Annotated in this window: 23 protein-coding genes; 8 read left to right on the forward strand and 15 right to left on the reverse strand. The window is 56.8% G+C overall.

Translation table 11 applies throughout. The features are described from left to right. Window positions 1–13 precede the first annotated feature (13 nt). From V7680_RS01695 to V7680_RS01710, 4 genes are all read right to left on the reverse strand, one after another. Complete coding sequence (locus tag V7680_RS01695) at window positions 14–823, reverse strand: transporter (RefSeq protein ID WP_335651550.1); 810 nt, start codon at window positions 821–823, stop codon at window positions 14–16. A 184-nt stretch (window positions 824–1,007) separates the two neighbouring features. After that, complete coding sequence (locus tag V7680_RS01700) at window positions 1,008–1,937, reverse strand: retroviral-like aspartic protease family protein (RefSeq protein WP_335651551.1); 930 nt, start codon at window positions 1,935–1,937, stop codon at window positions 1,008–1,010. A gap of 120 nt (window positions 1,938–2,057) precedes the next feature. After that, on the reverse strand, window positions 2,058–3,008 hold the full coding sequence (locus V7680_RS01705) for an aspartyl protease family protein (RefSeq protein ID WP_335651552.1): 951 nt from the start codon (window positions 3,006–3,008) through the stop codon (window positions 2,058–2,060). Between the two features lie 60 nt (window positions 3,009–3,068). Continuing rightward, the gene (locus V7680_RS01710; RefSeq protein WP_335651553.1) at window positions 3,069–5,681 is read right to left on the reverse strand and encodes a ligase-associated DNA damage response DEXH box helicase; all 2,613 of its coding nucleotides are present in this window, start codon (window positions 5,679–5,681) and stop codon (window positions 3,069–3,071) included. Window positions 5,682–5,868: 187 nt separating this feature from the next. Between V7680_RS01710 and V7680_RS01715 the strand changes: the two genes are divergently transcribed. Next, window positions 5,869–6,960, forward strand: coding sequence for an AI-2E family transporter (locus V7680_RS01715; RefSeq protein ID WP_335651554.1), 1,092 nt, complete (start codon window positions 5,869–5,871; stop codon window positions 6,958–6,960). 4 nt (window positions 6,961–6,964) lie between these two features. Here V7680_RS01715 and V7680_RS01720 read toward each other — a convergent pair whose 3' ends face one another. The 4 genes from V7680_RS01720 to V7680_RS01735 all read right to left on the reverse strand — a co-directional run bounded on the left by V7680_RS01720 (window position 6,965) and on the right by V7680_RS01735 (window position 10,203). Continuing rightward, window positions 6,965–7,378: a DUF1801 domain-containing protein gene (locus V7680_RS01720; protein ID WP_335651555.1), complete on the reverse strand. Its 414-nt coding sequence runs from the start codon at window positions 7,376–7,378 to the stop codon at window positions 6,965–6,967. 61 nt (window positions 7,379–7,439) lie between these two features. Beyond that, window positions 7,440–8,849: a phosphoglucomutase/phosphomannomutase PgmG gene (gene pgmG / locus V7680_RS01725; RefSeq protein WP_335651556.1), complete on the reverse strand. Its 1,410-nt coding sequence runs from the start codon at window positions 8,847–8,849 to the stop codon at window positions 7,440–7,442. A gap of 88 nt (window positions 8,850–8,937) precedes the next feature. Beyond that, the gene (locus V7680_RS01730; protein ID WP_335651557.1) at window positions 8,938–9,375 is read right to left on the reverse strand and encodes a J domain-containing protein; all 438 of its coding nucleotides are present in this window, start codon (window positions 9,373–9,375) and stop codon (window positions 8,938–8,940) included. Between the two features lie 3 nt (window positions 9,376–9,378). Continuing rightward, complete coding sequence (locus V7680_RS01735; protein WP_335651558.1) at window positions 9,379–10,203, reverse strand: division plane positioning ATPase MipZ; 825 nt, start codon at window positions 10,201–10,203, stop codon at window positions 9,379–9,381. A 101-nt stretch (window positions 10,204–10,304) separates the two neighbouring features. Here V7680_RS01735 and panC point away from each other — a divergent pair, with 101 nt between their 5' ends. Further along, window positions 10,305–11,144 carry a pantoate--beta-alanine ligase gene (gene panC, locus V7680_RS01740; RefSeq protein ID WP_335651559.1) on the forward strand — a complete coding sequence of 280 codons (840 nt, stop codon included), beginning with the start codon at window positions 10,305–10,307 and terminating at the stop codon, window positions 11,142–11,144. A gap of 174 nt (window positions 11,145–11,318) precedes the next feature. Further along, complete coding sequence (locus V7680_RS01745; RefSeq protein ID WP_335651586.1) at window positions 11,319–11,615, forward strand: SEL1-like repeat protein; 297 nt, start codon at window positions 11,319–11,321, stop codon at window positions 11,613–11,615. Here the strand turns inward: V7680_RS01745 and V7680_RS01750 are convergent. From V7680_RS01750 to V7680_RS01770, 5 genes are read right to left on the reverse strand one after another with little or no spacing between them, the layout of a single operon-like run. Next, window positions 11,612–12,769, reverse strand: a complete 1,158-nt coding sequence (locus tag V7680_RS01750; protein ID WP_335651560.1) for a GNAT family N-acetyltransferase — start codon at window positions 12,767–12,769, stop codon at window positions 11,612–11,614. The genes V7680_RS01745 and V7680_RS01750 overlap by 4 nt on opposite strands. An 11-nt stretch (window positions 12,770–12,780) precedes the next feature. Continuing rightward, entirely contained in the window at window positions 12,781–13,542 is a 762-nt protein-coding gene (locus tag V7680_RS01755; RefSeq protein WP_335651561.1) for a glycerophosphodiester phosphodiesterase family protein, read from the reverse strand. Beyond that, on the reverse strand, window positions 13,539–14,006 hold the full coding sequence (locus V7680_RS01760) for a RidA family protein (protein WP_335651562.1): 468 nt from the start codon (window positions 14,004–14,006) through the stop codon (window positions 13,539–13,541). Before V7680_RS01760 ends, V7680_RS01755 begins: the two co-directional genes overlap by 4 nt. 12 nt (window positions 14,007–14,018) lie before the next feature. Further along, entirely contained in the window at window positions 14,019–14,696 is a 678-nt protein-coding gene (locus V7680_RS01765) for an HAD family hydrolase (RefSeq protein WP_335651563.1), read from the reverse strand. Continuing rightward, window positions 14,689–14,979 carry a DUF3572 domain-containing protein gene (locus V7680_RS01770; RefSeq protein WP_335651564.1) on the reverse strand — a complete coding sequence of 97 codons (291 nt, stop codon included), beginning with the start codon at window positions 14,977–14,979 and terminating at the stop codon, window positions 14,689–14,691. Before V7680_RS01770 ends, V7680_RS01765 begins: the two co-directional genes overlap by 8 nt. 52 nt (window positions 14,980–15,031) lie before the next feature. Between V7680_RS01770 and V7680_RS01775 the strand changes: the two genes are divergently transcribed. Beyond that, window positions 15,032–15,400 carry a response regulator gene (locus V7680_RS01775; RefSeq protein WP_335651565.1) on the forward strand — a complete coding sequence of 123 codons (369 nt, stop codon included), beginning with the start codon at window positions 15,032–15,034 and terminating at the stop codon, window positions 15,398–15,400. 18 nt (window positions 15,401–15,418) lie between these two features. On the opposite strand, the gene rpmG is transcribed toward V7680_RS01775, so the two are convergent. Beyond that, window positions 15,419–15,586 carry a 50S ribosomal protein L33 gene (gene rpmG / locus V7680_RS01780; RefSeq protein WP_066741431.1) on the reverse strand — a complete coding sequence of 56 codons (168 nt, stop codon included), beginning with the start codon at window positions 15,584–15,586 and terminating at the stop codon, window positions 15,419–15,421. A gap of 195 nt (window positions 15,587–15,781) precedes the next feature. On the opposite strand from rpmG, the gene V7680_RS01785 reads away from it, so the two are divergent. The 4 genes from V7680_RS01785 (at window position 15,782) to V7680_RS01800 (ending at window position 21,148) form a co-directional block, all read left to right on the forward strand. Continuing rightward, on the forward strand, window positions 15,782–16,117 hold the full coding sequence (locus V7680_RS01785; protein WP_335651566.1) for a hypothetical protein: 336 nt from the start codon (window positions 15,782–15,784) through the stop codon (window positions 16,115–16,117). 12 nt (window positions 16,118–16,129) lie between these two features. Then, window positions 16,130–16,696, forward strand: a complete 567-nt coding sequence (locus tag V7680_RS01790; protein ID WP_335651567.1) for a TMEM165/GDT1 family protein — start codon at window positions 16,130–16,132, stop codon at window positions 16,694–16,696. Window positions 16,697–16,826: 130 nt separating this feature from the next. After that, complete coding sequence (locus tag V7680_RS01795) at window positions 16,827–17,294, forward strand: Dps family protein (protein ID WP_335651568.1); 468 nt, start codon at window positions 16,827–16,829, stop codon at window positions 17,292–17,294. A 302-nt stretch (window positions 17,295–17,596) separates the two neighbouring features. After that, a complete protein-coding gene (locus V7680_RS01800; RefSeq protein ID WP_335651569.1) occupies window positions 17,597–21,148 on the forward strand; it encodes an autotransporter domain-containing protein in 3,552 nt (1,183 codons plus the stop codon). A gap of 154 nt (window positions 21,149–21,302) precedes the next feature. Here V7680_RS01800 and V7680_RS01805 read toward each other — a convergent pair whose 3' ends face one another. Beyond that, the gene (locus V7680_RS01805; RefSeq protein WP_335651570.1) at window positions 21,303–21,974 is read right to left on the reverse strand and encodes a cold-shock protein; all 672 of its coding nucleotides are present in this window, start codon (window positions 21,972–21,974) and stop codon (window positions 21,303–21,305) included. Window positions 21,975–22,099: the final 125 nt, after the last annotated feature.

Raw genomic sequence — 22,099 nt, forward strand, 5'->3', positions numbered from 1 at the left:
CGCACGCCCCTTATCAAATCCCGACATGAAGTTTCAGCCCGACCCGCGTATCCGGCGCGGCGTCGGACAAGCCGAGGGCGCCATCGACGCCGATCCGGACCGAGCGGGTCAGGTTGGTGCCGAAACCCATGTTGATGCTCTGGCTGTCGCCAATGCTGGAGGACGCGGACTGTTCGTAGTTATAGGAAGCGGTCAGCGCGCTGTTCTTGCCGAGCAGCAGATGGCTGCCTGCGGTTCCTGACAATGTGTTGCGCGTTTCGAAATTATCCGGCTCACCGATGATCGTATAGCCTGCGCCCACGAACGGCACGACCGCACCAAGTTTCTTGGAAAGCTGGCCGGAGACTCCATAATCGACCTTGCCGGTTCCGAGTCCCTTCTCCCGCGATGCGGTCGGGACTTTAACGGAGGCGCCGATGCTGGCGTCGGCACCAGAGACGGGCAGCTGATAGGCAGCGGCGAGAGAAAGGTCGCCGATGCCCTCGCGTTTGACCTGGCCGCTCTGGGTGCCGTTCGATCCAAGCAGCGGCGTGCCGAACAGCCCGCCTTGGTTGATGATGACCTCTTGCGGAGCGGTCGAGGAAATATAGGGGATCGAGGCTGACGCGCTGAACCGGCCTTTGGTCATCGCTACGCCGGTGGTGGCAAAGACGGTCTGATATTCGAGACCTTCGCCGACATCTCCTTCGACATGGTCAACGCCGGCGAGAAGCCGGAACTGGGTTTTGTCTTGCGGGCTGATATTCTGTTGATCGCTGCTATCCTGAGCGAGGGCCGGGCTGGCGGCGGCGAGGATTATCGGTAGAGTAAGAAAGATACGCATGGTTGGTTCGCTCCTGGAAGATAAAGCAACGCGACCGTGAGGCGGATGCTTGTCTGTGTGAGGAGGCAACGAAGCCGAGAGCTGGTTTAATCCATATTATTTTCCAAAAAGCGATTTAAGCCGGTACGGTTTGCGGGAAACATGGCTTTCAGCATGCGCAAAATTCGATCCAGCCACTGCTCGCCTAGTCAGCGTAGGACCGGGCGGTCCTCGGCGCGAGAAAATGGATTTTCCGTTTTGGAAAATCGATCGCGACCTGGTCAAATTTGCGCAATACGTCCATCCCCAGCAACAGGGTCGGCTTGTTGGCCAGTCCGAACCGTTCGAACGGCGGCGCGTCGGCGAATGCTACCAGCAGGCTGGCGAAGCGGGCGCGGCCGATGCGAAATTCGCGTACCCGGCCAAATTCTACCCCCAAAGTTTCTCCGGTAACCGCGATCAACAGGTTTTCATCGCCCAATTCCCTGGCGCGTTTGCGCAGTCGCTTCTGTAGCGCCATATTGCCGATGGAGACCTGGGCTCCGGTATCGATGATGACGTTGACCTCGACACCCGATATCGTCGCATCGGTGAAAATCAACTGGCCCGAACGCCGTTTAGCGGTGACCACGATTTCGCGAGACCGTGGCAGGTCGCGGGCATTTTCAGCATCCTCGATGATGATCTGATCGGCGAGGAAATCGAACAGGATTCGCTGGTCCTGCAAACCGTCGAGGCCCAATATACCATCTGCCCCGATATGCTGCGCCGACAGGACAGGGGAAATCAGGCCGCCATAGCTTTTCCGGCCCAGAGTCAGGCTCGGCACAAACACCATGTCGACCATCGAGGTGCCGGCGATGCTCATCAACTGCGCCTGTTCTTCGCCTTCCAATGCCAGATTATCTGCGATCCTGCGCGATATCACGGTCCGTTCGGCGCCGGTATCGATAACGAAGGAGAAGGGCCCGTTGCCTTCGATACTGACCGGCACGGTCATCCGCTTTGCTCGGTCTGCGTCGATATCGACAATTTCGCCCACGGGATTGGTCAAGCTGCCGGGCGTTACCGTCTGGCCGAGGGGAACGGGATAGGCGAACGTCAGGGCCGATGCCAAAATTGCGGGCATGCTCATCAAAAAGGCCGACATAATATCTCCGATCTGTTCGCTCCGGGCAGCTTCAGTCTAGGCTCCGGCTTGGGGCTTGCCACAGGGATGGCATGAACTGCTGTCTGGCCTCGACCAACAACATTGCTAGACTCCCTCCGGCAGCAGAAAATATATTTTCCGGTTGGCGAAATCTATCGCCACCCGGTCAAATTTGCGCAGCGCATCCATGCCCAGAAACAGCGCCGGCCTCTTGTCCAGCTTCAAGGCCTTGAATGGCGCGATATCGGCAAAGGCTATCGGGATTACGCCAAAGCGGGCGCGGCCGATCAGCAATTCCTCGGCGATGCCATAATCGGCGGCCACCGAACGGCCGGTGACATCGATCAAATTGGTCTGCTCCAGCGCGGAGGATTTCAGCCGCAATCGCCGTTGCAGCGCCTTGTTGCCGATCGACAGCTCGCCGCCGGTATCGATAATCACGCTGGTCTTGACCCCGGCGATCGTCGCGTTGGTGAAGATCAGCTGCCCGGATCGGCGTCTTGCCGTCACCACGATCTCGCGGCGCGACTGGCTGCGCAGTTTTTCGCCGGTATCGCCGACCGAGATTTGTTTGCCGACAAAATCGAACAATATCCGTTGCCCTTGCAGGCTGTCGAGCCCGAGGACGCCGTCGGCCCCGAGATTGGCGGACCGGAATATCGGCGAAACCAGGCTGTCATAGCTGCGCTTGCCCAGAGTCAGGCTGGGGACATAGACGGTCTGCACGACAGTCGTGCCGGCGAGAGCGACAATCTTGACCTCGTCTTCCAGATCGAGCGCCAGCGCGCCGGCAATCTCCTTGGACAATATGGTACGCTGCGAGCCGGTATCGATGATGAATTGATAAGGACCGTCCTGGGCGATGCTGACCGATACGGTCATCCGTTCGACCCGGTCCTGTGCGATCGCTATCTGTTCGGCATCGGGATCGAGAAACTGCCCGGGCATGGTATCGGCAATATAGGCTTCGGTTTCCGGTTCGACCGGAATGGCCACTGCAAGCTGGGTCGCGAATAGCGACGCGCAGAGGGGAAGCAGGATTGTCGGGCAGGCCATTTGCTCACCTTACGCTAAAAACCGCATCCTTCCTAATCCCGCGCGATGAGACGTCGGGCGCTAATCCACTTTCATCGCCTCGTTGATCAGCGTTTCCGCCTCGATCAGCAGCGCATCGTCGGTTGCCCCTTGCGCGACATGTTCGCGGCCGATCATCACCAGCACCGGCACCGCGAGCGGGCTGACCCGCTCCAGCTCGACATGGATGATCGAGTCCGCCGCCCGGTCGAGCAGATCGCCGAGTCGGCCGACATCAGTCATCCGCGCCCGCGCGTCCGCCCAGGCCGCCTGCATCAGCAGATGGTCCGGTTCATATTTGCGCAATACATCGAAGATCAGATCGGTCGAGAAGGTGACCTGCTTGCCGGTCTTGCGCTTGCCCGGATGCTGGCGCTCGACCAGACCGCTGATCACCGCGACCTCGCGGAAGGCGCGTTTGAGTAGATGGGAGCCCTCGACCCAGTCGAAAAATTCATCCTCCAATATGTCGGCGCTGAACAAAGCGCCGGGATCGGTCACCGGCTCGATGCTGTAACAGGCCAGCGCATAATCATTGGCGACAAAGCCGACCGGTTTGAGGCCGCGATCCTCCATCCGCCGGGTCAGCAACATGCCGAGCGACTGGTGGGCGTTCCAGCCTTCGAAACTGTAACAGACCATATAATGCAGCTTCTTGTGCGGAAAAGTCTCGACCAGCAATTGCCCCGGCTCGGGCATGACCGAACGATGGTCCTGCATCTCCAGCCATTCACGGACATCGTCGGGGAAGCGCGCCCAGCCCGCGCGGTCGGTCAGAAAAGCGCGTACCCGGTCGGACAAATGGGTGCTCAGCGGCAGCCGCGCTCCGCCATAGCTCGGGATCATGGCCGCTTTCTTGGCCGCGCGGACGATGACATCGCTGGCATCCATCTTGATCAGCTCGAGGCTCAGCCCGGCAAAGAAAAACGTATCGCCAATCGACAGCATCGCGGCAAAGCCTTCCTCGACCTTGCCGAGATTGCGACCATTCTTGAACCGGACATTCATCATCGCCCCGTCGACGATGATCCCGGCGTTGAGCCGGTGCTGGGCGGCAAATTTCGGATGGGTCAGGCTCCATACGCCCTTCGCATCCCGCCGCAACCGCTTGAACTTGTCATAGGCCTTGAGCGCATAGCCGCCGTCGCGGGTGAAATCGAGCACCCGCCCGAACTGCTCTTTCGACAGGGCGCTATAGGGCAGGGCGGACTGCACTTCGTCGAGCAGATCATCCTCCTGAAACGGTCCGGCGCAGGCGCAGCTCATCACATGCTGGGCGAGCACATCAAGACCACCAGCACGAAACGGCTCGCCATCGCGGCGCCCTTCATTGACCGCATCAAGCGCCGCCTGCGCCTCGAGATATTCAAAACGGTTTCCGGGCACCAGCAAAGCCTTGGACGATACATCCAGCCGGTGATTGGCGCGGCCGATCCGTTGTAGCAGGCGCGATGATCCTTTCGGCGCGCCCATCTGGATCACGCAATCTATATCGCCCCAGTCGACCCCGAGGTCGAGCGAAGCGGTGCAGACGAGCGCGCGCATCTTGCCTGACGCCATGGCGTTCTCGACCTTGCGTCGCGCTTCCCGGGACAGACTGCCGTGATGGACACCGATCGCGAGATTATCTTCGTTGATGTCCCACAGCTTCTGGAAAGTATATTCGGCCAGAAACCGCGTGTTGCAGAAGACCAATGTCATCCGGTTCTTGCGTATCTGCTCCATCACCTGCGGTATCGCATAGGTCCCGGCATGGCCGGCCCAGGGCACGCGCACCGGCTCGCCTTCGGGTGTTTCGGGCAGCATGATCGATACGTCGGCCGGCGCGCCCTCCGCGCCAAGCACATGGGTCACCGTGTCGATATCACCATAAGGGGCGAGCCATGCGCGAAAATCGTCCGGCTCGGCCACCGTCGCCGACAAGGCGACCCGCTGCATCTCCGGCGCTATTTTCTGCAACCGCGCAAGCGAGAGCGCTAGCAGGTCACCGCGCTTGCCGGTGGCGAAGGCATGGACCTCGTCGATCACCACCCGCCTGAGACCGGCGAACAGAGCGAAACTTTCTGGCTGGCTGAGTAGCAGATTGAGCGATTCAGGGGTGGTCAGCAATATCTGCGGCGGCTTGACCCGCTGGCGCGCCTTGCGACTGGCCGGCGTGTCGCCGCTGCGGGTCTCGACCGTGATCGGCAGACCCATTTCCTCGATCGGCGTCAGCAGGTTGCGCTGGACGTCCACCGCGAGGGCCTTGAGCGGCGAGATATAAAGCGTGTGGAGCGCGCTCCGTCTGCCCGGAGTTTCTGAAAGGCTAGCTTGTGTCTGGCCAGATGCTTCGACAGGCTCAGCACGAACGGTCCTTTCATTCGTCGTGGCACCAAGCCCCATCCGTTCGTCCTGAGCTTGTCGAAGGGCTGGTTGCGCGGGTCTCGATCTTTCGACAGACTCAGCACCAACGGATGTCTTGTCCCCGCCGTCAATAAGATCAACAAGAGTCGGCAAAAACCCCGCCAAAGTCTTGCCTGCACCGGTTGGCGCCGTCAGCAAGGCATTGCGTCCCGCCCGGGCCGCCGCGAGCATTGCCAGCTGGTGCTCGCGCACTGCCCAGCCGCGCGAGGCAAACCAGTTGGCCAGAATTGGCGGAATATTGTCGTCGGCCATTGCGCTGATCGTTCTCCGTTTTACCCCCCGTCGATACGCTTTCGCGTTTCCTGTCCGTTATAGATAGTGCAGATATCTCGACTGGCAATGACGCCTGATCCTTGCCCGATCTCGAATCTTGCCGTATTCGCTGGCCAGACAAGATTGAACACGGTTGCGCGAGCAGACCCAATAAGAGCGACATGATATGGACAATCGGGAAACATCGAAAAAGCGTGTCGAATGGGGCTTTCTGATCACGCTTCTTGTGATTATCTCGCTGGCATTTGGGGTCCTGATCGAACCGTTTTTCGGCGCCATTGTCTGGGGCGTCGTTGTCGCGGTACTTTTCCGTCCGGTCTATGACCGCCTGTTGGACTATCTGCCGGGCAGGACCAATCTGGTCGCGGCGATCACCTTGATCCTGATATTACTGCTGGTGGTGGTCCCGACGATCTTGCTCGGTATGGCGCTGGCTGAGGAAGCGACGAGTATTTATGTGCGAATTCAGGACGGAGAAATAGACTTCGGTGCGGTTTTCGAGGCGTTTGAAAATTCCCTGCCGCAATGGGTACAGAACCAGCTCGCCGCTTATGGCTATGGCGATTTTGCGAGCATCAGGGCGGAGATAGAACAGTCGATTTCCGCCATTCTCGAGTTTCTGGTCAGCCGGTTGCTGAGCGTCGGGCAGGGTGCCTTCCAGTTTCTGTTGAGTCTTGGCGTCATGATGTACCTGACCTTTTTCCTGCTGCGTGACGGGCGAGCGCTGGCCGACCGGATCGAAGACATCATTCCGCTGAGCGCGGAAAAACGCGAAATTCTGATGGAGAAATTCCTTGTCGTCATCCGTGCGACGATCAAGGGCAGCCTGATCATTGCGATCATCCAGGGCAGTCTTGGCGGTCTGGTTTTCTGGGCGCTCGATATTCGCGGAGCCCTGTTATGGGCTGTGCTCATGGGGATATTCTCGCTGATTCCGGCAATTGGTACAGGCTTTGTCTGGGTTCCGGTTGCGCTGGTTCTGTTCGTTACCGGCGCTGTCTGGCAGGGTATCGTGCTGGTGCTGTGCGGTGTGTTCCTGATCAGCATGGCCGACAATCTCGTCCGGCCAATGCTGGTCGGCCGCGACACGCGAATGCCCGATTACGTGGTGCTGATCTCGACGCTCGGCGGGTTGCAGCTATTCGGGATCAACGGAATCGTGATCGGCCCGCTGGTGGCGGCACTGTTCATTGCCATCTGGGGCATTTTTTCGGAAATGAATCAGGATAGCAGCGAGATCGTCAAGGTTGAGGAATAGCTTTTCAGCGGGAAGCGCGCAAATGATAGGTCAGGGCCATGGCGATGCAGTTGCTGACCGCATCAATGGGCAGTTCGTCCTGCACATCAAATATCACCGCGCGATTGCCGTCAAACTCCAGCCTGTCATGATATAGCTGCTTATAACGCTCGACCAGATCGGTCTGGCAGTGGACATAGAAAGCATATTTGTCGTCATTTTTCTGATGACGGTTGATCCGGACCGTCGTCCCTGCTCCGGTGGCTGACGTCAGAAACGCGGGCTCGCCCCATTTCAGCGTTTCTTCAAGCGGGCCGATGGCCGGATTGTCTCCAGCGACTTCCAGAACCAGTTTGCGCAGCGCGATCAGCTTTTCCGCCAAGGGCTCGGGAAGGCCTTCCCATGCGGCAAGCGTCGGTTGAGGAACTTTATCCATCATCCCCGCCTGTTATCAGCAGGTGTGCGGCTTTGTCACGCCTCCAGAGCTTGCGCGCCGGAAATCAATGCCCCGCCTGCTCGCCCCGCTCCAGACCCGACAGGGCCAGCTGCTCGTCAATCTGGGCCATCAGCCGGTCGAGCCCGTCATGCGATTTCGCTTCGGCCCGGGCGACCAGCACATCCTGCGTATTGCTCGCGCGCAGCAGCCACCAGCCGTCTTCGGTATTGACCCGCGCGCCATCGGTGTCGTTGACTTCCGCGCCGCTGGCTGAAAGCCGTTCGAGCACTTCGTCGATCACCGCGAATTTGCGGCTTTCATCGACCTGAAAGCGCATTTCCGGGGTGTTGATCATCTCGACCATGTCGCTGCGCAGCTGGGTTACGCTCTTGCCAATATTGGTTGCCGCCTGGATCAGGCGGATCGCGGCATAAGGCGCGTCGTCAAAGCCGTAATAATCATGTTTGAAAAACACATGGCCGCTCATCTCGCCGGCCAGCGGCGAACCGGTTTCCTTCATTTTCGATTTGATCAGACTATGGCCGGTCTTCCACATCAGCGGTTTGCCGCCGAGCTCGGCGATCCGGTCGTATAAGGCCTGCGACGCTTTGACGTCAGCGATGACGGTAGCGCCGGGCACGCTTTTCAACACATCCTCGGCATAGATCTGCAGCAACTGGTCGCCCCAGATCACCCGGCCTTGGCCGTCAATCGCGCCGATGCGGTCGCCGTCGCCATCAAACGCCACGCCGAAATCAAGGCCTTTTTCGGCGACCAAAGCCTTCAGGTCCTCTAGATTTTTTTCCTCGGTGGGATCGGGGTGGTGATTGGGAAACGAACCATCGACATCGGTGTAGAGAAGATGATGTTCTCCCGCGCCACGCTCGGTTAGCAATTTGGTGAGTTTCTCGGTCACCGGCCCGGCGGCTCCGTTGCCGCAGTCCCAGCCGACCTTATAGGCGTTGCCGGAGAAGTTTTTCAGCAAGCGCTCGACATATTCGTCGATGATCTCGATCCGCTCGAGCGAGCCGGTGCCAACATCCCAGTCACCGTCTGACGCCATGGTTCCGAGGCCGAGAATGTCGGCGCCGAAAAAGGGGCGACCCTGGAACACCATTTTGAAACCGTTATAATTGGCCGGATTGTGACTGCCGGTAATCATGATGCCGCCCTGGACCTGATCCAGTATAGCTTCGGCATAATAAAGCATCGGAGTGGGGCCCATTCCGACAGAAATGGCATTGATTCCGGCATCATTGAGACCGCGAACAAGCGCCTCCTCGAGCATGGGGGAACTGGTCCGGCCGTCAAATCCGGTTGCCACTGCAGTGCCGCCATCGCGGGCAATCAAAGTCCCGAAACCCCGGCCGATAGCATAAGCATCGTCCGCCCCCAGCGTCTCTCCGATGATCCCGCGAATATCATATTCGCGGAGCGAAGAGGGGTGAAAGTCATGGGTGGATGGTGAAGTCATGATGGAAGTCCCGGATTGTTGGATTTGCCGTTTTGTAAGAGGCAAATGCTTATAAATCCAGTGTTACCGTCGATATGCGTCACCATGGTTACCGGCGGCTGGATGCTTCCAAGTCTTCCAGTAACAGGTCGCGCGCGCGGTTGATCATCTTGGCCAGCTGCTCGTCTCCGCCATTGTCGGGATGATGTTCGGCCAGCCTTTCTTTCCACGCGGCGTTGATTTCGATAAATCCGGCGTCATGACTCACGCCCAGTAGGGATCGCGCCCGGTCGAGTTCGAAATTGCGCGGTTTGCGCTTGGGTTCTTCAACCTCGTCGCGGGCCGGTATCAATATTCGCCAACCGCTCAGAAAGGCTGCCCCGGCAATCATCGCTCCGCCCATGATCCATCCGCCACCACGCAGAAAGTTCGCACCGACCAGCGCCATGACCAGAGCCAGCCACTGGTTGGGAGTCATCGCCTTTGCCTTGCCCGACAATACTAGCCAGGCCAGAATTGCGCCGCCGAATATGAGCAATGCTATCATCGGTCAGGCCACCAGCTGGGGCTTGGCACGGGCCGATTCTTCGGCGTCGGGCAGCTGTGCCGGGAATTGTGGCAGGGCAAGATGCTTGATCAGTTCGCGCAATTCCTGACGCGCCGCCAGATGGCTGGTCGCCAGACGGCCGAGATGCTTCTTGTCGAGCATCGTCAGGCCTGATGGGAAAAGCTCGCGATAAATGACCCGTTCGCTGAGGCCCGGAATGATCCGGAAACCAACGCGCCGCGACAATTCGGTCAGGGCGGCGACGATCCGCTTCATATTATGCGCTTCGACATATTGCGTCCGGTTTCTCAGCAGGACCCAGTCGATTGTATTGCCGTCAACTCTGGCTCGTTCCTTGCGCGCGTCCCAGATCAGTTCGGCATAAAAGCTCAACTTGCGGACCTTGTAGGTTTCCGGATCGACTTGTCCGATCAGATCGAAATCGACGAAACTGTCGTTAATCGGCGTCACCAGCGTATTCGCTCGGGTCGCGACATAACGGGCGAATTTATCATCGCGGCCGGGCGTGTCATAGAGCAGAAAATCAACCCCGGCGGACATCCGCTCGATCAGCAGTTCGAGCCCTTTTATACTGTCACCGTCAAAGACATCGTAAAATGGCTGCGGAATATCAATATTCAGCCGCTTCATCGTCGCGTCGCGGTTTTCCAGATAGCGATAAGATGTCCGCTGGCGGGGATCGAGATCGATGATCGCGACCTTGTGGCCCTGATAAGCCAGCGCCACCGCGACATGTACTGCGGTGGTAGACTTTCCGGTCCCGCCCTTTTCATTGGCGAAGACAATATGATGCGCACTGCTGGTCACGTGTTGATCTATATCCCTGTTCTTGCCCCTTGCGAAGGCCGGTTCACCGTCGCATAGCTTATCAGAGCCTGATAGAAAAATCTAAAAGCAAAGAGTGATCCATGCAAATTGTTCGACAGCTTGACCCGCTGCGGGACGCTTTGGCGGAATTCCGCAAAGCAGGGTATAAAATCGGGCTGGTCCCGACCATGGGAGCTCTGCATGCGGGGCATATGCGGCTGGTAGAAGTGGCGAAAGAACAATGCGATGCTGTAGTTGCGTCGATTTTCGTCAACCCGACCCAATTTGGCGAGGGAGAGGATCTCGATGCCTATCCGCGTCAGGAAGCCGCCGATGCGGCGTTGCTGGAGGTAGCGGGCGTGAAATTGCTATGGGCACCGACCGCGGATCAGGTCTATCCGCAAGGCTATGCCACCAATGTCAGCGTGAGCGGGATCAGCGACGGCCTTTGTGGCGCGGCGCGCCCCGGTCATTTTGACGGTGTCGCCACTGTGGTCGCGAAACTGTTCAACCAGGTCCGGCCGGATGCTGCCTTTTTTGGCGAGAAAGACTATCAGCAGCTTGCGGTCATCCGAAGGATGGCGCGCGATCTCGATTTTACCCATGCAATTGTCGGTGTCCCGACCGTTCGCGACGCCGATGGGCTCGCCTTGTCGTCGCGCAATGCCTATCTAACTGCTGAGGAAAGAAGCAATGCCGTAGCACTCCCTCGAGCCATGCAGGAGGCTGCGACAGCGATAGCTGCGGGCAAACCGGTTGCAGCGACATTGGCGGATGCAAAGGGCCGATTGCTGGGGTCAGGATTTCACAAAGTCGACTATCTCGAACTACGCGACGCCGATACGTTGGTGCTCTTGGATGAATTTACAAGACCTGCCCGTCTTCTTGCGGCTGCCCATATCGGTCGAACCCGCCTGATTGACAATATCCCCGTTTCCTAGGGGCTGCGCTGCCGGTCCGTTAACCATGCTATCGTATAAAATTGGCCGATATTATGGCCGTTTCCCGAGATATGTTTAATTTTCTGCAACTTGCGTTAACCATTCCTTTAGGAAATTGCGGTGAAAGTCGTCCTGTCGCCAGTAATCGCGGCAACAAAAACAGGGACTGACAATATGGGCAACAGCATGAAAAGCGCCGCCTTTCTGATCGAAAGCCGCCTCTCCGAGGCAGCACAAGGCAGCAGCAACGCGTATTTTGATCTGGGTGTGATCTATTCTACCGGATCAGAGGGCGTCGATGTTGATCTGGTTGAAGCCCATAAATGGTTCAATCTGGCCGCTTTGTCGGGTCATGATGAAAGCAAACTCTGCCGTGCAGAAATATCGCTGGAAATGACGGCTCGTGAAATTGCCGAAGCCCAGCGCGAAGCACGCAACTGGCTCCAGGATAATAGCCGCCGCGCCGCCTAAGCTGAATTTGGTTTTTTAAACGGCCCCATTTCGGCCAGAAATTCAATGTCGGCAGCAACCGCCTGCCGCTCTCGTTCGAGATAATCGGCAATCGCCGAACGAAATCCCGGATCGACGATATAATGGGCTGACCAGGTCGGCACCGGCTGATAGCCCCGCGCTAGCTTGTGGCTGCCTTGCGCTCCTGCTTCTACCGTCTTCAATCCCCGTGCGATGGCTGCGTCAATCGCCTGATAATAGCAAATCTCGAAATGCAGAAACGGGATATCGCGCGTGCAGCCCCAATAGCGCCCGTATAGCGTCTCTTCGCCAATGACATTCAGCGCGCCGGCCACCGGAATGCCGTCCTGCCTCGCAAAAATCAGCAGCAACTTGTCTGCCATTTTCTGGTGCAGCAGATCAAAGGCGTCGCGGGTCAGATAGGGCTGACCCCATTTGCGCATCCCGGTATCCTGATAAAATTCCCAGAAATAGTCCCAATGTTCAGGCTGGATTTCATCGCCCGAAAGATGGATGATCTCCACTTCTTCCTGAGCCTTGGCCCGTTCCCGCCGGATCGCCTTGCGTTTCCGCGAAGACAGTGCGGCGAGAAAATCATCGAAACTATGATAGCCGTCGTTGCGCCAGTGGAACTGGCTGTCGGTACGGATCATCCAGCCGGCTTCACGAAAATAGTCGAGTTGGTCTTCGTTGACAAAGGTCGCGTGAACCGACGAAATGCCGTTGTTTTGGGCGAGTTGCTCGGCTGCTTTTAGCAGAGGCAAAGCCAGAGCGGGTTCGCGCAGCAGCAAGCGAGGCCCGGGCACTGGCGAGAAAGGGGCGGCGATCTGGATTTTCGGATAATATTGGCCTCCAGCCTGCTCATAGGCATGGGCCCATTGCTGATCGAATATATATTCGCCCTGGCTGTGCGATTTCAGATAGCTGGACAGGCAAGCGGAGATTTTACCGGCACCGTCTTCGATGATGATTGGCAGCGATTTCCAGCCGGTACCCGGTCCGACGCTTCCCGACAACTCCATCGCCGAAAGGAAGGCATGGGAGACGAAGGGATTGGCCGATCCGGCGCAGGCATCCCACTGGTCCGCCGGAAGGCTGGCGATATCATCGGCAACGCGGGCATGGATTTCGGTAGCGGCAGGGGAATCGGACATAGAGATTGAATCTATCCGCTCTGCGGCATCTCATAGACCGGTTCGTCGGCATATAAGGATGCAATTTTTTCCTGCTCGGCAGACCGCACCGTCCAGGTCACGATGGGCAATCCGCGTGCGCGTTGCGAAGCGGCAAAGCGAGAAGGAAGGTCGCGGATATCATAAGCCAGAAAATCGGGCTGCGCTGTCCACAAATTACGGTGGCGGGCGATCCGGCCGCGCCAGTTCTTGCTATTTTCTTCGGTAACCACCAGCCCGCGAACGATATGATCTGCATTCTTGCGAAACCAGGCACCGACCAACGGGTTGAAAGACATGATTGCGGCCTTGCCGCCATAGCCTTCGAGCGCCCGGCGCACCGACAGGCACAATGGGCCGACCAACAGGTTGCGTGACTTGATTTCGATCAGGATCGGCACTTGCCCGCCGACTTGAGCCAGTGTTTCACGCAAGCGTGGAATCTTGCCATGGCCGCCCTTCAGCTGGATTTTGTCAATATCGTCGGCGCGCAATTTCCCGATCGAACCGGTCTGGTCCGTCAATCGCTCCAGTTCATAGTCGTGGAAGACAAAGGCGCGTCCGTCTTCTGCGGCCTGGACGTCGCATTCGATCCCATGGCCCAGTTTGATCGCGGCTTCAAAAGCGGCGGGACTATTTTCCAGCACGCCATCGCCATGCAGCCCACGATGGGCGTAAGGCTGGCCTTTCAGGAACGCCACGCGTCCGGGCGCCGGGGCAGGCGCCAGCATATTGTCGAGCAGCGGCCCGATCACTCGGGTTTCAGGGCAATTATGGCGTCGACCTCGACCGCCACGCCGAGTGGCAATGATGACACGCCGACGGCGCTGCGGGCATGCTGGCCTGCGGTACCAAAAATCACTTCCATCATGTCGGAGCAGCCATTGGCGACCTTGGGATGGTCGGTATAATCCGCGGTGCTGTTGACGAAGACACCGAGTTTTACAATCCTGTCGACCCGGTCGAGCGATCCAGCCGCCTTTTTGATCTGCGCCGCGATCATCAATGCGCAAGCCTTGGCGGCCTGCTGTCCTTCTTCGAGAGACATATCGTCTCCCAGTCGACCGGTGATCAGCTTACCGCCGGTCATCGACACCTGGCCACTGATGTAGAGCAATCCGTTCACTTCAACTGCCGGGACATAAGAGGCGACCGGAGCAGCGGGTGTCGGCAGCTCGATGCCTTTGGTGGCCAGGGCAGATTCAATATTGTCGGTCATAAGGCAAATCTCTCACGCATGATTGGCGGGGTCAAGCTCTTGCGATGACAGGTCCATCGCGGGGGCCGGTTCGGCATTGTCAAACTTCTCGGATATCCAGGACAGGGCGTCGCCCCACAGATCGATACGCGCGTTGGCAGCGGGATTTGTCGTAATATGCTTTGCCAATATTGGCTCGCCGACCATCTGCAACCGCCATACATCGGGCGCATGTTTGGCGACACTGCCATGCTGGTGACCGAGATCGTCGACAAAGACGGTGACGGAAGGTTCAAATTCCGTGAGGATGCTGCTCAGCAGCTCGCCTTTGCCGCCCTGATTGGTGTAGACGGGAAAATCGATACCTACGGCTTTGAGCTGATCCGCCCGCGCTTCGCGGCGATCGTCCAGCAGGTTGGTCAATATGACGACATCGGCGACTTCGCCAAGTTTGTTAATTGATTCTATCGCGCCTTCGATTGCGCCCTGGCGGTACATTTCGGTGTCGAAAAATTCCTTCAGCATCGGCCAGATCTGCTCCGGCAAAACCTGAGTGCCATCATGTTTGTGGCGCAGCGCCTCGGCAAAATTGCTCCCGTTCTCGAGATCGAAATGGATGTGCTTGTCGCTGTCCAGCCATTGCTGGAAAGGCACCACCATATGGAGCAAGACTTCGTCGCAATCGCTGATCAGAAGCGGCCTATTACTCATAAAAATCTCCGGGGGTGTTAAGATGATTTGCTGCTGCGGCCAGTTTCGCGGGGGCTACGCCAATGGCTTCCGCACAGGCAATTAGATCCGGCTCGTGATTTGCAAGAAAGCCGAGCAGCGAGGCCAGCATCGCGGGGTCCTCGAGGCCTGATCTGAGCTCGCGTGGATCCAGTCCGGTCAAAGCAAGCAGCCGCTCAGCGCGGTCTTGATCCTGCAGCACCCAGCCGAGCGCCTGCAAGGCGATGATGTCGGCATCGGGTCCGAGATTGGGATTTGTTTCCATTGCCGCTTTCGCCTAATGGGTCGGCAACAAGTTGGAAAGGGCAAAACCGGTCGTGGCAAAAAGAGTATTGGTGGTTGAGGACAATGAGTTGAACCTCAAGCTGTTTTGCGATCTGTTGCGGGCCCATGGTTTTGTGGTTGAACCAGTCAGTGATGGCCGCGAAGTGCTCGAAAAGGCGCGCAGTTTTGTACCCAATCTGATCGTGATGGATATCCAGTTGCCCCATGTCAGCGGTCTGGAACTGATCGAGCAGATCAAGAAGGATGCTCAGCTCAAGATCATACCGATCATGGCCGTGACCGCTTACGCCGGCAAGGGTGATGAGGACCGGATATTGAGCGCCGGGGCCGAAGCCTATGTCTCAAAGCCGATATCAGTCGCAAAATTCATCGAATCGGTGCAGAAAGTTCTGCACCGTTAAAGTCTGACCAAAAGTCGCTTACTTGATTTTGGCTTCTTTGAATTCGACATGCTTCCGAACAACCGGATCATATTTGCGCTGCACCATTTTTTCGGTGAGATTGCGCGGGTTCTTGCGGGTTACGTAGAAAAAGCCTGTGTCTGCTGTGCTGACGAGTTTGATCTTTACATTGGCTGGTTTCGCCATGGTGCATTCCTTAAGGCAGAAGCTGAAATAAAAACAGCGACGCATAGGCGCCGCATCCGTTCCCGCGCTAATGGTGAAAATGCCAGCCAATGTCAAGAAAAAGCCTGCGCGCCCGCCCTGTCGAAAAACTCCGCTCCGTTTACGGCTTCTTAACCATGTTTTTGCAATGATATCATTGAAACAGGGGCAGTTGCGATGAACCATGATCAGAATCTATTCGTGCAGGCGGAAATGCGGGCGTTGCTGGACGATCTACCGGCTGAACTGGTCGTGCGACATCCGGTGCAGTTTCTGATGCATCTGGACCATATCCGGCAACGGGCTACCCAACATCATTTGACCGCGCTCCATGATCTCAGCTGTGCTTTGGAAACTGCTCTGCAACCGGCCATTAAGAATGGTGGTGCCACAACCGTAGTGCGATTCTATCTCGAAGCGATGCGCGCAACTCTGGACTGCGAAGAGATTAGCCCGGCAATGACCGAAGCGCTGATGGCCAATGTCGCGCTGCGTCTTGGCGGCCAGCCTTAACCGCATAAAATAGTGGATGCATTTCTAACCTCACTTTTCGCAATGGCGCTCGCTGAATTCGGCGACCGCCCCCAGATTCTCTGCGCCGCTCTGGCCATTAGATATGGCCGTATTTCACCGATCATCTGGGGATTGGGTCTCGCAACTCTTTGCAATTGCGCGATTTCTGCGGTTGCCGGGTCTGCGGTCAACCAGTGGATCAGCGAAGACCCTCTGCAACTTTTCTACGCCCTGTCCCTGATCTTTGCCGGGGTCGGCATGGTCGCCTGGCGGCGGCCGACCGATTTGCTGGAAGACTGGAGCATCGGGCCGTTCTGGACGTCTTTTCTGGGGCTTTTCATCCTCCAATTTGGTGACAAGGGCCAGTTCATTCTGGCCGCCACCGCCGCGCGAACGGACATGGCGATATTTGCGGCAGCCGGTGGATGGGTCGGGGTGATGATCGCCTGTGTGCCCGCGATATTGTTGCGACGGAGGTTGTCCGAAGTGGTTCCGATCCCGACGGTCCGGTTCGTCGGTGGCGCTGCCTTCCTGTTGGTCGGCGGCATATTGGCGCTCAGCGCGTGGGGAATTGTCTGACTAAGTCAGATGATTTCTCAATCGGGCAGACTTGATCGATATTCTCAATCTGTGACAACCAGATTTCCCGTTGGGAAACCATTCTCGGCCCCTGTATTTCTTCTTTCATATCGAGATGAACAGGAGAAATATGATGACAACCGGCGACAATGCAAAAAAGGCGGTAGCGGAAGCGCTGAACGGGGTTCTGGCCGACAGTTTCGCGCTCTATCTCAAGACCAAAAATTTCCACTGGCATGTTTCGGGACCGCATTTCCGCGATTATCATCTGATGTTTGACGACCATGCGGCGCAGATCCTCGGCACCACCGACCTGATTGCCGAGCGGGTTCGCAAAAACGGGCATCGCACGCTGACCTCCATCGGTGATATCGCCAAGCGGCAAAGCATCTCTGATAATGATGATAGCAAGGTCGCTGCCTCGGACATGCTCGACGAATTGCGCGCGGACAACCTCAAGCTTGTGGCAAAATTACGGGAAACGAAAGAATTGGCCGGAGAGGCGGGCGATAATGCAACTGACGGCTTGCTCGATGATTGGACCGATCAGGCCGAAGAGCGCGCCTGGTTCCTGCTCGAGATTTCCCAGAAAGATTGAGCGAAGAATGAGTAGTGCTGGTGGAACGAGATAGAATTACACATCCGACTCGAACGATCCCCGCCCGTCTCTAAATGTAACAGGACGGCGGAGATATTTAGCCGGAATTGGCCATCATTTATTGTTCGAGCATCACTATTGTAACGAAGGCCAAACTTTATCCTCGGAGGAAACCGCAGAAACGCCGGTTTCTTCGCCTTATATTAGCATCTTGGACAAGTTTCACTTTGATTCAGACTGAAAAATCAAGCAAGCCAACAACTTAAGTCGATTCAGACTGAATATTTGGGGGACATTATTACATGATTGGGAACTTTGGCTGCGTCACGCGGTCTGTACTCCAGCGGACTGCAGCAACAGGCGCACTTGCTTCGCTTGCTTTCGCGACACCGGCTCAGGCCATCGTCCCCAACGATAATTTCACACCGGCCGATATTGTCGACACGGACAGCGGCGTGAACGGCGTCGGCATGTTTGCTCGCGGAGATGGTTTTGTCTGCTCCGGCACATTGATCAATCCACGAACCGTGCTCTTTGCCGCGCATTGCGTAAATGATCGCCCCGAGAGTGATTATAATAGCACCGTTAACGCTGCATGGTCTTTCGACCCCAATGCTATCCAGCTCCGCAATTTCATTCGCGACGAGCTGGGGATTACGAACGGCACATTCGAGCAGTCGATCAACACATTTTTGGTGAACCAGATTTACTGGAATTCTCAATCCAACGAGCGCCCGGACAGCTTCGGTTTTCTGGAAGGCGATATTGCTCTTGCCAGCCTGGCTACACCGGCGGGTAAAATCCCGACTTGGGCCCTGCTCTTTTCGGCTCTACCAACTCCTGATTCAATCAGTGATGAGGATGGTACGGGTTATCACGTTAACATAACAGGCTATGGCCGCACAGGCAGCGGCACAACCGGCTCGGACGTTGGAATAGATTTTCGTCGGCGGGCGGCCGAGAATATGCTTGGCTCGCTATCGTCTTTTAATTCCCGCGATGAATGGCTGTTCGGCGATGACACCGGCACTTTGCCACAGGTTCTGTATCGTCTCGACTTTGACGACCCCAACAAAACCAATCCTTTTGACTTCAATTTATACAAAGATGAGCCGCGCGTTCGCGAAGGTACGACGGCTGGCGGCGATTCTGGCGGCCCGTTGATTCTGGACGCTACCAATAACAGCCTGTCTGACGAAGATCTGCAGATTGGTGTGCTGTCCGGCGGCTCTCGTTTCTTTGGTCCACAGGTGTTCAGCTCCTATGGAACGGAAAGCTTTTATCAGCCATTGTTCCTGTTTGCTGACTATATCGCGGCCAATAACCCTTACCGCTATGTCAGCGCGAAAGCGGGCGATGGCGCATGGGAAGATGCAACCCATTGGCAGACTGACCTTGATCCCGCTTACCGGATCATCGATGCGGACGGTAACGTCGTGAATGGTTTTCCCGACACCCAGTCGGCTGGTCGTTTCGGGGATAGCCCGGAATTTGGCGAAGTGTGCTTCGATCCGGAAGGAGCCAATCCGGGCGACGGTTGCTTTGATTTCGCGACCGGTGAAGATACGCCGCCATCGCGGCCTGCTCCCGCCCCGACTCCAACTCCTACTGCCTCAGATGGTGGCAATCTGACTTCCGGTATCGGAATCGTGGAGTCCGGCAATGTTACTCAGGTTTCCGATCTCGCAGCGGGCGGAGAGGCTGAATCATCAGCGGTAGTCACACAGGTCGCTGTAAATTCGGCAGCAGCCGGCGTGCGGGCAGGCATGATCATGGGCGCCGAACATCAGGTGCATGGCAATGGCGTAGAATTCGCAATTCCGGCACCCCATAATGGTGTCGAAATGGCCGACGGAGAGGCGCAGGCTGATGGACCGGTCGGTTCGGAAGAGGAATCGCAGGCACCTGGCGATCCGCAGCCCGCACCATTGCTGTCTAACGGGCTGGCCGGCGCTACAGATTTTGTCCCCGACAATATTGATCCGGTTGTCAGCGCCGATCCAGCATTGCAGGTCAAGGCCCGCTATTTCGAGGTAACGCTGAATCAGGCCGGAACCACGACTTTGAGCAGCGCGAAAACTATCGATCGCTTGAACGTAAATGGATCGGGTGGTTTGAGCATTGCGGCTGACGGCGATCTGACGTCGCTGATCGATGTCAATCAATCAGGTGGGCGGGTTGCCGTTGACGGCATGCTGACCAGCGCCGGTGATTACTCTTTGTTCGCGGGCCTATTGTCAGGCAGCGGTACGGTAAATGCGCCATTTGTTACCAATATTGCCGGTGGTATCGCACCGGGAACGATGGGAACGATTGGCACTTTGACCATTGACGGGAATTTGATTCTTTCGTCGGGTTCGGCCTTGCTGATCGACGTCGGTGCTAGCGGAAGTTCCGATCTCTTGGCAGTAACAGGAGAGGCGAATGTTGGTGGCGTTGTCGCCTTTGCCGTTGTGTCCCCATTTGCTACCGCCACTCCGACCACCTTTCGTATTCTGACTGCTGACGGAGGAGTGACCAGTCAGTTTAGCGGTGCATCGAACATGTCAGCCATCCTGCTTTCCGAGCTTACTTACAGTGCGAAGGCGGTTGATCTGACAGTGACTGCTCAAAGCTATCAGAATGTCGTGGATGGTACTGATCCGTTGGAAGTCAGCTATGCAGCGCTGATGGATCAGAATCGCGGTAACGCGGCCACTGCCGGCCTGTTCACCTTTCTGGATTTCGCAAATGCCGGAACAATTCAGTCCACTTTTGACAGCTGGGCACCGACTACGGAATCGACGGTTCAGTCCATGGGTCGCGGGATGTTGGGCAATGTTGCCGGTTTCCATCAGAACAGAATTAGCATGGCGGACCGTTCGTCGAGCGGAGGTACGGTGGCTGTCATCGGTCGTCCGATGCAATTGGCTGCAGCGTCTTTGGGTGGCTTTGCCGCAAATGGTACTGCCGTGCTGAGTGATGCAGCCGCGAGTGCTGATGATACCGAAGTGCGCTCCGGTGGCGTCAACGAAGATATGGCGATCTATCTTGCCGGCGGTTACGTAAGTGGCGATGGTGGATCCATGCCACTCAATAATCCGGGCGCGGGCGCTAACGGGGAAGACGAATTTGACGGCTTCTTCATTTCCGCTGGTCTTGAATATTATCTCGACGATTCCTCTTTCATCGGACTTTCTGCATATTATTCGGACGTCGATGCGACAGTGGCGTTGGGCAATAGTGCACAATCAACAGCCATCATGGGCTCGCTTTACGGTCGCAAGGCAATCTCGGACGGCCTGATATTGGATGGTCGGGCGACGATGGGTACCTATAATGTCGAGACATTGCGCAATGTAGCTCTCGGTGCCCAGGCCTTCAGCCTGACCACGGAAGATGACAGTCTGGTGTTCGGAGCCGAGTTGGGATTATCGAAGGAACTGGACCTTCTCGAATCGATCATTGCGCCGGGTATTCGTGTCCGGGCAGCGAAGATCAATTTCAGCAATGTGGATGAACAGGGCGGCGGACCGGCTTTGACAATCAACCGGCCAGACTATGAAAGCATTCAGGGACTGGCGGGCGTCGAATTCAAATCGAAGCCGGGTAACAAACTGCAATTACGCGCTTCGATGAACTATGTTCATGAATTCCTGGACAACCCTAACGCCTTTGGAGCCAATTTTGTCGGCGGAACCGGTGCGGTGGCTCCGTTCCAGCTAGTGAATGCGGATAAAAACTGGGGCGAAGTCGGCGTTGGCTTGCGTTATAATGCGGGCTCTGTCTCGTTTGATCTATCCGCCAATTCAACGGTCGGCCGGTCGGATGTTTCCAGCCAGGTATATTCCGGCGCGGTTACTTTCCGCTTCTAGAAAGCGGACAATTAAAAAAGCCCGCCGGACAAGTTCTGGCGGGCTTTTCTGTGCCTATTGTCTCGGGCCTGTCCAGCGGGCGGGCTCAAGCGGGCAAAAAAATAGCGGGCCCGAAGGCCCGCCACTCATGATATCCTGAACAGGATTTAACGCGCTATTTTGCGGTCAAATTCACCGCTGCGGTTTTTCCGCGCTGGTCCACTTCGAGTTCAAATTCCAGCTTGTCGCCTTCTTCCAGACCGCGCATTCCGGCGCGTTCGACCGCTGAGATATGGACGAAAGCGTCTGGTTGACCGTCATCCCGCTGGATGAAACCAAAGCCCTTGCTGCCGTTGAAAAATTTCACCGTTCCGGTGGCTTTTTCGCCGGTAAGTTCTCTGCGAGGGGCACCGCCGCCACCGCGATCTTCCCGAGGAGGAGCGCTTTCCGTAACTTCGATAAGATCGCCTTCTATCTGTATGTCCGAAGCCGAAACCTTGCCACCGCGGTCAACCAGTGAAAAGCGCAATGTCTGACCTTCTGCGAGACCTTTCAGGCCTGCACGTTCGACTTGGCTGATATGAACAAAAACATCTTCGCCGCCACCATCTTGCACGATGAAGCCAAAACCCTTTTGAGCGTTGAAAAATTTTACGGTTCCGGTGCTTTCGCCGACAACCTGGTCAGGCATGCCGCCGCCCCGTCTGGCGCCGCCGGAATCACTATCCGGCCGCGTATATCTCTCTACGGGCGGACCGTTATCACCTTGATACCCATCGAAGTTTTCGTCACCGAAGCCGTCGCGCTTGTCCCGGCCTCTACCTCGCCGGTTTCTATCAAAACCCATTCTTAAATCGTCACTTTCAATTCGCCCTACCCAATAATCCCAATGCTGCAGCGGACGATTTCCAAAGCATTGTTAGCGCGAATCTTATTGTCGCGCGTCTCAACTATATAGAAATATAGAAGAAT

The organism is Parasphingorhabdus sp., from assembly GCF_036963705.1.
GTDB lineage: Bacteria > Pseudomonadota > Alphaproteobacteria > Sphingomonadales > Sphingomonadaceae > Parasphingorhabdus.